Source organism: Shewanella glacialimarina (assembly GCF_020511155.1).
Taxonomy (GTDB): domain Bacteria; phylum Pseudomonadota; class Gammaproteobacteria; order Enterobacterales; family Shewanellaceae; genus Shewanella; species Shewanella glacialimarina.
This window is the reverse complement of the sequence record NZ_CP041216.1, coordinates 954,237-969,520: the sequence shown is the minus strand read 5'-3', so window position 1 is coordinate 969,520 and position 15,284 is coordinate 954,237. Positions and strand designations below refer to the sequence as shown.

Below are 15,284 nucleotides of genomic sequence, written 5' to 3'. Positions count from 1 at the left end.
AGAGACAATAAGATGCGACAACTCATTTATATACTCATTTTTTGTTTAGGGACAATTTCATCACTGGTTGAAGCAAAAACCGACAACCATTGGTCATTAGAGCAACGAACGCCGTTTAATGAAAAAATTCAAACCACTGAAAAAATCCATTATAACGCCTTAACGTCTGCCAAAAAAAACTGGCGCATTTGTGCATTAGTTCCCCACCTTAAAGATGCTTATTGGATAGGCATCGATTATGGTTTGGTGTCACATGCCAGCCAATTAGGGGTTAACCTTGAGTTATTTGAGGCGGGCAGTTATTACCGCAAAGACCAACAACTAAAGCAACTGGAACACTGTTTAACAGAGCCATTTGATGCGATTTTGCTTGGTACTGTCAGCCCTGATTTACTTAAGCATTATAAAGGATCTATCAATAAACCGATTATTGCGCTGGTCAATCAACTCAATAGCCCTATCATCAATACCCGTGTTGGCGTGAATTGGTATCAAATGGGTTGGATTGCCGGCAATTATATTAGCCAGTCGCAATCAAAGATCCCTGCAGATAAACCAGTAAAACTAGCGCTATTAACTGGCCCCGAAGGCGTTGGCGGTAGCAGTTGGGTTGAACTTGGTATTCTTGATGCCATAGCAAACAGCTCGATAGAAGTGTCATCTATTCGCCATACTGATAATAATCGCAACCTTTACCGTGACCAATTGCATCACTTACTCAATGATCATATTCCCGATTATATTTTAGGAAGTGCCGTGGCCATTGAGGCGGCGATTGGCTCTTTACAACATAAGCAGCTAACTGGGCAGGTAAAGTTAGTCGGTAGCTATTTATCTCCCGCCACGTTGCGGGGACTGTATCGACATAAAGTGGCTTTTAGCACAGATGATCAGGTGGTGTTACAAGGTAAGTTAGCCATTGATGTAATAGTAAAAGAGCTTGAAGGTGCTGCGCCCTTTGGTGACATAGGCCCGCAAATACTAAAGCTATCACAAGGTAAAGTGTCCTTTAATGCACTTAAAAATAGCTTAGCCCCTGCTGACTTTTATCCCGTCTACCGTGTAGTTTCGCCTAGTCTTCAACCTTAGTGGCAAATAAGTAACCTTCACCGTGTACGGTAACAAATAAATCTGCCTGAAGCTTATTGCGTAGACGGCGGATAATCACGTCTATGGTTCTGTCATTGACATCTTCATTTCGATGACTTGTTTGCTGCATCAAACGTTCGCGAGATAAAACCTGCTGTGGGTGTAAAGCAAAAGCCGTCAGTAATTCAAATTCCGCTTTGGTGAGTTTAATCACTTCATCACCGCGGGATAACTTACGACTATTTAATTCTAAAACGTACCGGTCGAACACAATTAAATCGTCACACTTTTCAAATTGCTCGACCACTTCCTGCTGGGCTTTTTTAACTAACGAAATCCGCCAAAGCAAATTTTTAACCCTAACCAACAGCTCTCTAAGTTCAAAAGGTTTAGTCACATAATCATCGGCGCCCATTTCAAGGCCAACAATTTTGTCGATAGTTTCATAGCGCCCAGTAACCAAAATAATGCCGACATCAGAACGGCTGCGTAAATCACGGGCTAAACTTAAACCATCAACACCGGGCAAGTTGACATCTAACATGACTAAATCGATATGATTATTGGCAAACTGTTGCCACATCTGCTCGCCGTCGCCAGCTTCGAGTACCCGATAACCTTCACGCTCAAAATATCCTTTTAAGCGAGCACGTATTACCGCCTCATCATCAACCACCAGCACTGTGTGTGATACAAATGTATGCGCCATCGTTAAATCCAAAGTATTTAAGCCAATGACCGATATTATTCATAATTTTTCACATTTGCCTATAAAGATCTCCAAGGAATGAGTAGCGGGTAGCAAAAAAGTCTAAAAAAAGGACCTGAATATCACTAAGGGAGAGTGACGTTTCAGATCCCATACCAATAATTACTGCGAAGCTGCTATTGCAGGCTAGAAACTTTTGTTAATACCGACAACAAGGCGATCATCAAAAATTTCGGTTTGGGTACCATACACTTTATGATCAGAGTCAACTGTGCTGCCATGGTAACGCACATCGAAATTAATCCCTGCATAGACTTTACTGACACCAAGATTCCAGTGTCCCCAACCTTCTGCTCCCTCGCCATCTAAATCCTGATAACCCACGCTGCCAGACACTTTCCAGCCACTGTCGAATTGATAACTTGGGTGTACTGCGTAGTTCACCCCTTGCCAGCCTTCTACACCAAACCAGTCATCAACCGTTGGGGTCACTTCTAGTTGTACGTTTGCACGGCCAAACTGTTTACCCACTTTAATCCATAATTCGGTGTAGTTTGAATAAGACGCACCCGGATAAAGGTAAGAAAAGACCATCACGTCATAGGTAATGCCACTATCACCAAACTCGCCAGCTTTACCAATGTATGGCGCGGTAACGATTTCTAAATTAGGATCAGCAAACTTAATATTTGAAGCAAAAACGCCAGTGTACCAACCATCATCGTTAGCCCAACCTAACGTGCCTTGTACCACTGGAACGTCGCCGTCCATCGTTTCAGATTCACCGCGAAAAACATAATCAGATGCGAAAGTCATGTTGCCGCTAATTTTACCGCCAAACACGTCAGCATCATCTGCAGCAAATGCAAATGGCACGGCTGAAAATAGCAAGCTGCCAAGTAAAACCGATTGAGTCAGTTGATGTATTTTGTTCATAATTATCACCCTATGTTTACCACTTATTATTGATAGGGTGACTATATGCAAAACTTATGAATGGCTATTGTGCTTGATATGAATTGATAAGAAATGAATATGAAAAATTATGAATAATGGCATTTAATCTGATGTAAAAGATAAGCCCTATAAAATTAGCTTTGTTGTTTATCTACCACAGAACAAATTTGCTGCCATAGCTGGCGCTTTTCAGTCCCACTTTGAAGCACATCTTCCAGTGGTGCACTGACTAACCATGCTACCCGTGGACGTCTTTTTACTTTACGCATATCCCAAACAACCTGCGGACCTTTGATCACTTCGCAATCAAAATCGCATTGGTCTGGGGTTATATCTAATTGGGCCAGCACATTTTCAATAAACTGTTGTTCAGATAAATCTGCATCCACATCATGTAATACCAGGAAAGGTTTACCCGGTTTGTCAGCGCTACGCCAACGGGTGATGTTCATTGCATCTAGAAAAGCCGATTTGTCCATATTCACAGTCTATCAATCAATAATAAAATAAGAATATCAGGTTAGCTTAGATGAGGGGAAGCGAATGCTTAAAATGCAGGAAAAAATAAAGCAGTCGCCACTATGACAAGCCACACCGTAGTGATATTTGAAACCCTGTTAAGTTTCCTAAAGAATAGCGAATCAGCGAGATTTTTATCTTTTTTGGTAACAAAATCTGCACTCCACCTTTGACATGGTTGTTAAATACTTGTTAAATTAGAGCCGCTACTCAATTATTAGTCATAAAACAGTACTAAAGTACGGATGAGTAAGCGCTAGCAATGCCAATTAAACAGAACATGATTAAAAAGTAATTAGCATGAATTCAAGCAAAACCAAAAGGATGCGCCAGAAAATGAACAAACTGTTAGTATTAATGCTGCTTATTTTAAGTCTACCCGTTTCAGCCAAATCACTTCCCCCTATTCTTAATTTTTTACCTTCATGTGCGCCTATTATTGTTGATGGTATTTATATTGAAAAAAAACTCACTGACAGCGCGAATAACAAGCTAATAGCCAGTAGTTTTCAATTGATCAGAGAAAAAGCAAAAGAAAAACGCGTCGATGCCATTATTATCACTAATCTTATTCAAACCAATAAGCTAATTATTACCGCTGATTTAATCGATTTTTGTGATGATGATGAAAGTTTGTCATCAATGAGCACTGCATATAACCAACTGAGCCGTAGGCCCATTATTTTTGAGCGTTCCGTCACTCCGTCACAAAAAAAACCGGCCGCATCAATTGCAATACCTGAACCTGAGCCTGAGCTAGCAATTGCCATTGTCCAACCGGAACAAGCAGTGCAAGCACCAACGCGAACAGTCAATACCGCCAGAGCTGGCACATCATCAAAAAACTTTACTCCAGCACTGATGACACAATTAGAACTGGCAAAACTTTCCGCTAAAGCAAATGAAGCGGGCAAGCTGTCAACAAATATCACCTTATCAGGTGCTTATGGCATTAACATTAATAACTCGACTGAATACGTTCTCAATATTCTTGGCCCAGCAAGTGCAGTGTTTACCCTGAGTGCAGATACCACGGCTTGGTTATATGGCCGTGACTTATGGCTTATTATCGAAAATGACAAAGTACAAAAAATTACTTATAAAGAGCATTCATTACTGAATTACACCGGTAAGAATTTTATTTTATATGATGAAGACTTTGACAATAATTGGCTTATCGATGATAAAGCTGGGTTCCGTGATGATGTACCTAACGTACGCGCAAAATTAAATTACCTCAAACAGAAGTCAAAAGCTGAATACACTGTTTCAAACCAAAAAAATCTATTGAGGTTAGATTTCTCAGAGTTTTCCTCATATAACGGTAAAGAACCAGATTTGTTGCTAAGTGGCTTTACTTTTTCCTCACGTGACTATGATAGAGATGAAAGTCAGATTCAGTATTCTGATATCGATAGCAACTTGTTAAATAACTTACTTGTACCAGTATCTAAACCTAAACCCTTAAAAATACAAGATTTAGTCACTCACTACGTACCCAACGTTATCAATTACTCTGATGATGGGAGCTGGGAGGTATTGTCTAAACACATACAAGTAAAACACGTCGACAATACGATCAAGCAAATCAAGCTATCGGAAAGTATCAATTACCCTGTTGAATCTGATGAAGACTTTATGCGTTTTTTAAAGCAAATGAACATACCTGAAACTAAACAAGCCATGATGGATAAGTATGCAAGCAGCGCGACATTCTGGTTAGAAAAAATGACAGTCACCAATAATGATTATGAGATTAGAGCCGAGTTCACCACTGAAGATGACGATGCCATGCTGATTTCACTCGAAGTAGAATATTTATAAATTTGCTAATCTCACCGATATAAATTGACAGCACATAAGTCAGCCTAAATACAAAAATTAGGCTGACTTTTTTATTTTTTAACACTAACATAATTTAATAATTTATTATTAAGGCAAATAAACAATGAAAATAGATTTTGCCCAACATGGGAGTTTTACATTAACGGTAGAGAATAATGTCATTGTGGCAACACTTAATGGCAGTTGGAATAAAGAGGCTGCCGTTGCTTATAAAAATCAATTCATGCATGTCGCTCAGCCCTTAATAGGCAATCCTTGGGGACATATTGTATATCTTGATGAATGGGAGTTATGCGAAGCAGAAATGTTCCAGGTGATCATTCCTTTAGTGACATGGTGTATCGATAATGGCCTACAAAAAGCTGCACATATTTACAGTAAATCGGCGATTAAAAAACATTTTTTAGACCAAATGGTCGTTGAGAGACACGGTGATTTTGAAAGGTGCATTTTCACTAGTAAAACAGAAGCTGCCGATTGGCTAGCTGAATCCGATTTTATAGTGCAGCGCTAATTAGCGATTCATTGCTCAGGTAAATAGGGACACAGTGCTATCTTGCCCCCTTTAATAATTAAATTAAGTGCTACCTTAACCAAGAAGCTTCAAATTATCCTATCTCGCTTTATCAAGTGCTTCACAAACCAGCTTAATCCCTTGAAGAACTCGCGGTGACGCCCTATGTAATACATCGGCATCTAACTGATAAATATGTTTGTTTTTAACCGCTGGTAATTCAGGCCACTGTGACCAATTAACCCCCATGACATTTCCTTCGTCCTGACTTTGCAAAATCACTTCGGCATCAGTTAACAATACATTTTCAATACTAATTTGCGGATATTCGCTTGCGGCCTCATAAAATACATTAGCCCCATTGCATGCACCAATAATATGCTCAATCCAGCTTCCTTTAGACACTGTCATTAATGGTGTCGACCACAACTGATAAAACACTTTAACCTTGGATTTAAGTCTGTTTTGTTGACGAATGTCAGCTAACTGCTGGCGGAAGTCTGCTGCCACTTGTTGTGCTTGTTGCGCTTGACCTGTAAGTCGCCCTAACTGTTCAATCTCTGTCGCAACATCATCTAAGGATTTAGGGTCACTATTAAACACAGTAAAACCCAGTTGCTTAATTTGATTAATATCCTCCAGCTTATTACCACTTGCCCACACAACAACCAAATCAGGATTAAGCTCAATAATTCGCTCTATTTGAATGCCATAATAGCCACCAATACGGGGAATAAACTTTGCTGACTCTGGGTAGTCCGCATGATCTGTGGTCGCGACAATTCTGTCACCCGCTCCTATGGCATAAAGCATTTCAACGCCGTGAGGAGATAAAGCAATAATACGTTTTGCGCCAGTAGCGTGAATATTTGCGTGGCTATTCGCAGGAATACCAGCTTCAACCGTTTGTGCAAAAACGGTGAGTGGCATTGTCACTAATGCGACTGTAATAATAGGAAATAATAAAAAGCGAGTAAGTATGAAGTATGGCAAACGAGTGTCCTTTCGAGTGTAGCGTTCATTTTTAAATTAATTTGGCTTAAGTGATACTGATTAGTAATCGTTATTAAAATGGTTAATAGCTAAGAATAATAGTCATATTAAGTTTATTACCAACCGTGCAGCTTTGCATATTCAAGCAGGTTTTCAGGGCGATAACTGTCATCTTGTTGCCAGCGCGCTTTAACTGACGAGTGAACTTGTGCTGCGCCTACATCGTTAATCGTTCGCAGCGATTTTGTCTTTAGTCGATAAAATTTGCGTCTAGAATTAACCAATTTAGCCAGCGGATTGAGCACGATACCATCAAGTAAATGATGTTCAATACTCAGCCCATTTAACTGAGCTTGCTGCATCATCCATTGTAACGGAATATCAGATAGCCGAGTGCCATCATCATCTGCAGGATAACTGCCGCCCACATTACTGTGCGACCCCGCAAACCACACCTGTTCAATATCAACACTGTCTTTTGATGACCAAATCGTTGGGGTAAAATCTTGTCGATGTTCATCGATTGCCAATGCATGTCGGGCTACTTTAACATTGCCACCTATTTTGGTATCAAAAAATTCATCTTTATCTTCAAACAAGCCTAGAAATGAAAAAGGGATCCCCATAGCACCGACTGTATCCCAAACACCCACAAAAGCGACATCACGTGTTGAATGAGAATATTTATCTCTAAATTCGACTGACTTAATACCGTCTGGAGCATATTTATCATCTTGGGTTTTATAATGATCAAACGCTTTTTGAATATACTTAGCATCGGGCCGTTTGATGATGCCGCAATTATTGATTAATCCCGATAAACAGCGAACCGTATATGCACCACGGCTAAAACCAAATAACCAGATTTCATCCCCTGGGGAGTAATTTTGCACAATATAGCGATAACCATCGACAATGTTTTTATGTAACCCTCGACCAGTTGCCCCGCCAATTAACACGTCATGGTAAGCGCCAATGCCCCAATCATAAAATACCTGTTGTGGCTTACCATCACTCGCTATCGGGTCAATGGCGCGGGCAAATTTAAGCACGTTGGTGGCATGATCTTGTTCAACATCGAGCTCAGGCCGGTTCCAAGTGCCGTCGGCGCACACTACGATCCTTTTTTTCATTGGCTAACATCCTTTTAAGGTTTGACAAAGCTATAGACTAAGGCTCTATTGGAAACTTGTCTAAAAAACAATCTACTACCATAATAAAATATAATGCTTAGGTCGTTATCTTATCGCTAAGTTATTCTTATCACTTACACTTAATTGGACTAAATTATGATAAATCCAGCAGATTGCGTACTCATGGTCGTTGATGTACAAGGAAAACTTGCTCAAGTGATGCAACACTCCGCTCAACTGCACCATCATTTAACCACGTTAATTAAAGGGGTAGCTCTTTTCGATATGCCAATTATTTGGTTAGAACAATTACCCGATAAGCTCGGCACAACCTCACCAGAATTAGCTGAATTGTTATCACCCTTATGCCAACCTATTGCAAAACAACACTTTAGTGGCTGGCAGTCAAAACAAGTGCAAATTTTACTTGCCAAAAAAGGCCGTAAGCAGGTTATTTTGTGCGGTATTGAAACCCATGTTTGTGTTTATCAAACATGCAAAGACCTGCTTCAACATGACTTTGATGTCCATCTAGTGGCTGATGCTATGTCATCGCGCACCACAGATAATAAAGTATTAGGTATTCAAATGATGCTTAATCTTGGTGCGCAGCTGACCAATGTAGAGTCATTACTCTTTGAACTACAACATCAGGCTGAAGGCGATAGATTTAAAGCCTTATTAAAATTGATTAAATGATCTTAACCGCTTTATTGGCGTATTATTTGATTATCTTTCATTACTGGTAGTCGATTGTAGCCTCTATGAACAAGCCATCTGATACTCAAAAAGCCGCTAAAGTACCCAGTAGCCGAGTTGCACGTTTTTCGGCATTTGGCGGGTTAGCCACTCGTTTAGCTGGCAACATAATTAAAGAAGGGGTTAAACAATACAGCCAGGGTCAATCACCGCAGCTAAAACAGCTGGTTATGACCCCAACGAATATTGGCCATATAGCAGACAAACTGGCGCAATTACGTGGTGCAGCGATGAAAGTCGGCCAAATGCTATCGATGGATGCAGGCGAGCTATTGCCACCAGAGTTAACTGACGTACTGGCCAAGTTGCGTTCTAACGCTAACTACATGCCCCATAAACAACTTATCGGCGTATTGAAGTCTCACTGGGGAGAGAATTGGTTAGATGCTTTGGGTCAATTTGAGTTACGCCCATTTGCAGCAGCATCAATCGGTCAAGTGCATCTTGCTTACTTAGCCACAGGGGAGAAGTTGGCGGTAAAAGTTCAATATCCGGGTATTAAAGACAGTATTGATAGCGACATTGATAATGTCGCGTCACTATTAAAAATGTCAGGATTAGTGCCAAATAACGTCAAACTTGACGAGCTCCTTTCCCAGGCTAAACAGCAACTACACCATGAGGCTGATTATCTCCACGAAGCGGCATTACTGATTCAATATAAGCAATGGGTTGAACACCAAGCCCACTTTATTGTGCCAAAAGTTTACCCTGCACTGAGTAACAACAGTATTTTATGTATGGAGTTTGTTGAAGGCCAGTCAATCGAATCCATAGCGTCATTAGATCAACAAACCCGTGATAGTGTAGCCACCAGGTTATTACAGTTGTTTCTTGATGAGTTATTTACTTTTAAGCTTGTTCAAACCGATCCTAACTTTGGTAATTTTCAGTACCAATCAGATACAGGTTGCATAATACTGCTTGACTTTGGGGCCACGCGACCAATATCAAATTCTTTATCACAGGGTTATAAATTACTGATGCAGGGCGCAATGACCAGTGATATGGCATTAATCACTGAGGCTGCATTACAAATCGGTTTCTTCCAAGACAATATTTCTGCTGAACAAAAAGCACTCATTGTCGATATTTTTCATCAGGCATGCGAACCCTTAAGGCACAATGGCGAATATGATTTTGCCCAAAGCCGATTAGCTAAAAGAGTCACCGATGCAGCTAGAGCAATGAGCACACAACAAGATGAATGGCACACGCCACCAATGGATGCTATTTTTATTCATCGTAAATTGGCAGGCATTTATTTGTTGGCGGCGAAGATTAAAGCCAAGGTTAACGTGCAGGCATTATTTTCTGTTCATCAAACTAATGATATCGAAAAATCGGTGTAACATGCCGTTATCTACTTTTTAAGAGCATGCTGTTAATGCTCAACCAACATCAAATATTATCTTGGAAAAACTATGGATAACGGCTTTAAAATCGGCTTGTTCTGTGCGTGCTTACTCAGTGTATTCGTTACCGCATCAAGCCAGGCACATTCGATTAATACAGAAACGGTTACCCAAACTAGATCAAACAGCACCAGCCAACCAGGTGAGTTTGCAATTTCAGAAATTGCCGATGGCGTTTATCTGCATCATTCATATTTAAATGTCACTGAATTTGGTTTAGTCGAAGCCAATGGGCTTGTCGTGGTGCAAGATAAACAAGCTTACATTATAGATACACCATGGACAGTCAGCGATACGGCATTGTTACTTGAATGGATAACAAAGCAAGGTTTCACGCCTGTTTCCAGCATTTCGACCCATTCACATCAAGATCGCGCCGGTGGTATAGGGTATTTAAATAACCATGGCGTTCAGACTATTGTCTCTGACCGTACCCAAGATATTTTAGCTGTAACTAATAAACCTCAAGCAAGCATGGCTTTTGAAGGTAATAGTTACACTGCAAAGTCTGATCTTATTGAGGTGTATGACTTAGGTGCTGGGCATACTAAAGATAACCTCGTGGTGTGGTTGCCAAAACAGCAAATGCTATTCGGCGGTTGTTTGATAAAATCACTCGGCTCAAAAACCATGGGCTATATTGGCGAAGCCGATATGCAGGCATGGCCGACAACGATTAATAAAGTAAACCAACAGTTCCCTAACATTAACCTCGTTATTCCGGGCCATGGTGCAAGTGGCGATGCCTCATTGCTCAGACATACCATTGATCTAATAGAACAGTATAATCGTACACAATAACCTTACTGAATTGAGCAAAAAACCGTCTATTAATCGAACTCAATGAGTTCATACAAGGAGAGTCACCATGTTTAGTCACATCATGATCGGCGTTAATGATATTGAAAAGTCGAAAAAGTTTTACGACGCAATTTTAGCGACTTTAGGCCACGAACCAGGTGTCATAGATGATAAAGGCCGCTGCTTTTACTTCACCCCTACAGGTATTTTTGCATTGACTAAGCCGATTAACGGCGAGCCTGCTTGTCATGGTAACGGCACGACTATTGGTTTTGCCGCTAAAACCCCAGCCGCTGCTAATGCATGGGAAGCTATGGGTGTTAAAAGTGGTGGTACCGCTTGTGAAGAAGCGCCAGGTCTACGCCAAGGTCCTGGCTTTGAATTGTACCTAGCCTATTTACGCGATCCAGATGGTAATAAACTGTGTGCACTGCACAGAGTTGCTAAGAAATAATCGGTGCATGCAATCACCACTGAATGGGCGAAGTATTTATACCGCGCCCATTTTTTCATAAAAAAACAATTATTAATCCAACACCTCTGAATTACGCTAAGACCTATTGAGCCTTCATGCTTGAAAACACCGCTTAAAGTAATAGCACTTATGGATGCATCACAATCCACTACAAGGTAAAATAGCCACCCTTTTGTATTGTAAGAGTGTCTAATGGCTGTTAACGACCCCTGTTTTATTCTTTTCAATGACAGTATTGCAGAACACAGCTTACCGGAGTCGTTTACTTTTCCGTTTTATTATCAACCCCACACCCTATGCATACAGGCTGCAGAGCAGTTACAACAAGACTTGTTAGACACAAACCCTTGGCGACATAACTTTGGCTTAGATCCTGAAAACGATCGTGGTATGGTCATAGGCAAAATGTTTGGGGTACTAGTTGTAAAAGATCAACAGGACAAACTGGGGTTTTTAGCGGCATTTTCAGGCAAGCTAGCAGATCAAAATATTTTGCCACCCTTTGTACCGCCTGTGTTTGACATGTTAACTAAAGACAGCTTTTTTAGTGTTGAAAATAAACAAATCAATGATATTAATCAACTCATTATTCAGCATGAAGCTGATCCCCAATTAACTAGGCTAGTTGACCTTTTAGCAGAACAACAGCAGCAAGCAGAAAATGATCTCGCACAGCTGCGATCAGTCATTATTGAAAGCCGTAAGCATAGAAAAGATCAGCGTGAGCAAGCTGATTTAGCCTTAGCGCAAAATAACATGACAGCTGAAGCATTCATATCATTGTCAATTGAGCTTAGTCGCCAGAGTGTGCAACAAAAATCTAAGCTTGCTGAGTTAAAACAACGTTGGGCAATCAAGGTTGACCAAACCCAGCAACAGGTTGACACACGACAACAGCAAATAAACCAATTAAAAAAGCAGCGCAAGCAGCTTTCTAATCAACTGCAAAAGAAACTGTTTAATCAGTACCAATTTTTAAATGTGTTAGCAGAAAGCAAAGATTTAAACACAATATTTCACGATGCCCCGAATCATCTTTCTCCTGCTGGTGCCGGTGAATGTGCCGCACCTAAATTATTACAGTATGCGTTTCAGCACCAGTTAACCCCTATCGCCATGGCTGAGTTTTGGTGGGGTTCATCACCTAAATCAGAAATAAAGCAGCATAAAAACTTCTACCCAGCCTGCCACAGTAAATGCCGTCCTATATTGGCACATATGCTTAAAGGTATGACCGTCGACCCTGATCCATTACTTGTGAATACAGCAGTCAATAAGCACATTGAAATAGTCTATCAAGATAAAGACTTAGCTATTATCAATAAACCCGCTGAGATGCTCTCTGTGGCAGGAAAAAATGTAACCGACTCAGTACAAACCAGAATGAAACAATTATTTCCCCAAGCCACTGGTCCACTTATAGTACATCGTCTTGATATGTCGACTTCAGGACTAATGGTAATAGCACTAACCAAAGACGCTAACAAAGCATTACAACAACAGTTTATTAACCGCACAGTAATCAAACGCTATATTGCATTAGTTGACGGTAAACCTAAGGGTCAAAATGGCACAATAAACTTACCGCTTAGAGTCGACTTAAATGATCGCCCCAAGCAATTAGTATGTTATGAACACGGTAAGCAAGCCGAAACCTATTGGGAGGTATATAAGCACAAAGGTGCCCGCACCCTTTTACACTTATATCCAAAAACAGGACGCACTCATCAACTTAGAATGCATTGCGCCCACCACTTAGGCTTAGGATTACCCATTGTGGGAGATGACTTATATGGTATACAGCAAAACAGGTTGCATCTGCACGCAGCATTTATCGGCTTTAACCACCCAACCAGCAATGCGTGGATCGAATTTAATACTTTTGCTGACTTTGAATGATCGACATCAAAGACCCGCTAGGTAAAAATAATTAGACTATTTTATCAGCACTAAAAAAAGGCTTAACACTGCAGCAGTGTTAAGTTTGCGTCAAATAGACATTACACATTTAACAAGATCGATCCTTGATAAACAGTAGTCATGTTAAAAAATATAGGTTATTGTAACAAAATATATAGGTGCTAATTGTGACTTCTACTTGTCGTTGACGCTGTTAGCCCAAAAAACATGACAAACCAAGTGACGTTGCCGCAGAAACGTGACTATAGTTGTAGACTACACCCCTGATTAATTATAAAAATTACTATAAGCTCAAGCACTGTTAAGGATAAAAGTGGAACTATGAAAGAATGGTATTTCTCACATAATGGTGAAGTTAGCGGGCCTCTAGGCTTGTCGGACTCAAACAAGTTTATCGAAAAAAACCCAGACACTTATGCTTGGCATCCTTCTTATGCCCAATGGATACCAGTCAGTCATGTCGATGAGTTTGATATAGTAATCACACCACCACCTCCGCCTCAAGCGATCCCAAAAAAGTTGATTGAGCGTTTTATAGAAAAAGAACAAGAGCTTAATACCGCACTAAGTCGAATTGAAACTACGATAAAGTCTCTTAGCGCTTCACTCGCTGATTTTGATCGTGATACTAATAAGACGAAAACGATAACCCAGAATTTAAATCAAGAAGTTAAAACAACAATCCGAAGTGTTAATGAACAGTATGAGGCTTTACAAAGAACTCTTGCTGGCGTCGCAACTAAGTAATGATTCCAAATCATATTTGCGAAAACTCCTAATCACTGTTGATAACGACTAAATAAGAATAATGACTATGAAAAAATGGTTTTTTTCACATGATGGCGACGTAACAGGGCCATTAACCGAAGTTGAGGCTATTGCGTTTTTACAAGACCAGCCTAACTGTTATGGCTGGCATCCAGCATTTTCACAATGGCTGCCGGTTAGCCATATCAGTGAATTCTCTGGTTTAGTGTCGCAGCCAGAATCACCAGCTCAAATTCCAAAAGAGCTTATTAACGAGTTTACCTCTAAGCGACATGAGTTGACTGAAAACCTCGTCGAAATAGACGAGTCTATTAAATACTCTAAGACCTATCTATATGAATTAGAACAAGAAATAAACATATACAAGCGTCTTACAAGTAAGTTGAGCGATGAAGTTAAGAACAATATCAGCAGCATTGAAAGTCGATATGAAGATTATCAAGCCCATTTTGAAGAACTTGTTAACGCTGTCAGTATTGCTAAATCTGAAATAGCTGAAGTCACTGCAGAATTTGATAAACGTCTACAAATAAGAGAAAAAGATCAAGCTTCAGTGCCTACGCCGTCTCAAGTCACGTCAGATGCTTCTGCCACATCAATTATTGCCTCAAGCGTATCATTTGAATCAGTAGCAGCGAAATCAACATCAATCGATCCAGTTGCCACTAAATCGGCATCTATTGATCCTGTCGCTACTAAAACGTTATCACTTGACCCTATAGCAACCAAGTCTGCATCATTAGACCCTGTTGCTAGCTCAGGATTATCATTAGATCCCGTTGCAACAAAAACAGTGCCTGTAGATCCTATTATCAGTAAAACAATCACCCTAGATAACGTTGCTGAAATTAGACCCAGAACAGCATCGTTAGACCCTCAGCCTATCCGACCATCGGCCAGCATGGACAATGTTGCTGTACGCTTGAAGCCGGGGGAATCTATTGATGATATTACGCCAAAAAAGTCGCAAGAGAAAATTGATAACATTCAATTTTCTGAAGAACTAAAAAATAATATAGAACAAAAGCTTGAAAAGGTTTTTGAAGCAAGCCCTGCTATACCTGATGAAAAGTCTAGTTCAAAAGCTGAGCCCTCTGCAAAATTGCAAGGCGTGACCAGTATTTTAAAATCAGTGTTCAGGGGCGATAAAAAAGTTGATCCAAAGCAAGAAGTCAAAGTGGAATCACCAGTATCTCTAGCCCACAGTAATGATGATCTAGATGATGACCATGATGACCATGATGACCATGATGACGATTTTCTTGATAATGAAGAACGAAATGGAACTGACGGGGAACCTACTGCAGCAGATAAAGAAAGCCGTATGCGCCGCCGTAGTAGAAGACGTCGTTAACACTAAGTACCAATAAAAATGGCCAACTTAACG

General features: G+C 40.4%; 15 protein-coding genes. 10 read left to right on the top strand and 5 right to left on the bottom strand.

Annotation, left to right across the window (positions count from 1 at the left end):
- Nucleotides 1-12: 12 nt before the first annotated feature.
- Complete coding sequence (gene torT, locus FJ709_RS04090; RefSeq protein ID WP_226413691.1) at nt 13-1,089, top strand: TMAO reductase system periplasmic protein TorT; 1,077 nt, start codon at nt 13-15, stop codon at nt 1,087-1,089.
- On the opposite strand, the gene torR is transcribed toward torT, so the two are convergent.
- The 3 genes from torR to FJ709_RS04075 all read right to left on the bottom strand — a co-directional run bounded on the left by torR (nt 1,073) and on the right by FJ709_RS04075 (nt 3,234).
- Nucleotides 1,073-1,798, bottom strand: a complete 726-nt coding sequence (gene torR, locus FJ709_RS04085; RefSeq protein WP_226413689.1) for a two-component system response regulator TorR — start codon at nt 1,796-1,798, stop codon at nt 1,073-1,075. The genes torT and torR overlap by 17 nt on opposite strands.
- 186 nt (nt 1,799-1,984) lie before the next feature.
- On the bottom strand, nt 1,985-2,734 hold the full coding sequence (locus FJ709_RS04080; protein ID WP_226413687.1) for a TorF family putative porin: 750 nt from the start codon (nt 2,732-2,734) through the stop codon (nt 1,985-1,987).
- A gap of 155 nt (nt 2,735-2,889) precedes the next feature.
- Nucleotides 2,890-3,234, bottom strand: a complete 345-nt coding sequence (locus FJ709_RS04075) for a DNA polymerase III subunit psi (protein ID WP_226413685.1) — start codon at nt 3,232-3,234, stop codon at nt 2,890-2,892.
- 376 nt (nt 3,235-3,610) lie between these two features.
- On the opposite strand from FJ709_RS04075, the gene FJ709_RS04070 reads away from it, so the two are divergent.
- Together FJ709_RS04070 and FJ709_RS04065 are read left to right on the top strand one after the other, a co-directional pair.
- Nucleotides 3,611-5,098, top strand: coding sequence for a hypothetical protein (locus tag FJ709_RS04070; RefSeq protein WP_226413683.1), 1,488 nt, complete (start codon nt 3,611-3,613; stop codon nt 5,096-5,098).
- A gap of 124 nt (nt 5,099-5,222) precedes the next feature.
- Entirely contained in the window at nt 5,223-5,633 is a 411-nt protein-coding gene (locus FJ709_RS04065; protein ID WP_226413681.1) for a hypothetical protein, read from the top strand.
- Between the two features lie 99 nt (nt 5,634-5,732).
- Here the strand turns inward: FJ709_RS04065 and FJ709_RS04060 are convergent, their stop codons facing one another.
- Together FJ709_RS04060 and FJ709_RS04055 are read right to left on the bottom strand one after the other, a co-directional pair.
- A complete protein-coding gene (locus FJ709_RS04060; RefSeq protein WP_404830042.1) occupies nt 5,733-6,563 on the bottom strand; it encodes a cobalamin-binding protein in 831 nt (276 codons plus the stop codon).
- A 179-nt stretch (nt 6,564-6,742) separates the two neighbouring features.
- Nucleotides 6,743-7,759, bottom strand: a complete 1,017-nt coding sequence (locus FJ709_RS04055) for a DUF2235 domain-containing protein (protein WP_226413677.1) — start codon at nt 7,757-7,759, stop codon at nt 6,743-6,745.
- A gap of 156 nt (nt 7,760-7,915) precedes the next feature.
- Between FJ709_RS04055 and FJ709_RS04050 the strand changes: the two genes are divergently transcribed.
- The 7 genes from FJ709_RS04050 (at nt 7,916) to FJ709_RS04020 (ending at nt 15,251) form a co-directional block, all read left to right on the top strand.
- Nucleotides 7,916-8,458 carry a hydrolase gene (locus tag FJ709_RS04050; protein ID WP_226413675.1) on the top strand — a complete coding sequence of 181 codons (543 nt, stop codon included), beginning with the start codon at nt 7,916-7,918 and terminating at the stop codon, nt 8,456-8,458.
- Nucleotides 8,459-8,523: 65 nt separating this feature from the next.
- Nucleotides 8,524-9,870: an ABC1 kinase family protein gene (locus tag FJ709_RS04045; protein ID WP_226413673.1), complete on the top strand. Its 1,347-nt coding sequence runs from the start codon at nt 8,524-8,526 to the stop codon at nt 9,868-9,870.
- A gap of 72 nt (nt 9,871-9,942) precedes the next feature.
- Complete coding sequence (gene bla / locus FJ709_RS04040; RefSeq protein ID WP_226413671.1) at nt 9,943-10,734, top strand: subclass B1 metallo-beta-lactamase; 792 nt, start codon at nt 9,943-9,945, stop codon at nt 10,732-10,734.
- 67 nt (nt 10,735-10,801) lie between these two features.
- Nucleotides 10,802-11,188 (top strand): VOC family protein, encoded by a 387-nt coding sequence (locus tag FJ709_RS04035; protein WP_226413669.1) that lies wholly within the window; start codon nt 10,802-10,804, stop codon nt 11,186-11,188.
- A 213-nt stretch (nt 11,189-11,401) separates the two neighbouring features.
- Entirely contained in the window at nt 11,402-13,108 is a 1,707-nt protein-coding gene (locus tag FJ709_RS04030; RefSeq protein ID WP_226413667.1) for an RluA family pseudouridine synthase, read from the top strand.
- 342 nt (nt 13,109-13,450) lie between these two features.
- Nucleotides 13,451-13,876, top strand: a complete 426-nt coding sequence (locus FJ709_RS04025) for a DUF4339 domain-containing protein (protein ID WP_226413665.1) — start codon at nt 13,451-13,453, stop codon at nt 13,874-13,876.
- A 67-nt stretch (nt 13,877-13,943) separates the two neighbouring features.
- Entirely contained in the window at nt 13,944-15,251 is a 1,308-nt protein-coding gene (locus tag FJ709_RS04020) for a DUF4339 domain-containing protein (RefSeq protein ID WP_226413663.1), read from the top strand.
- Nucleotides 15,252-15,284 lie beyond the last annotated feature (33 nt).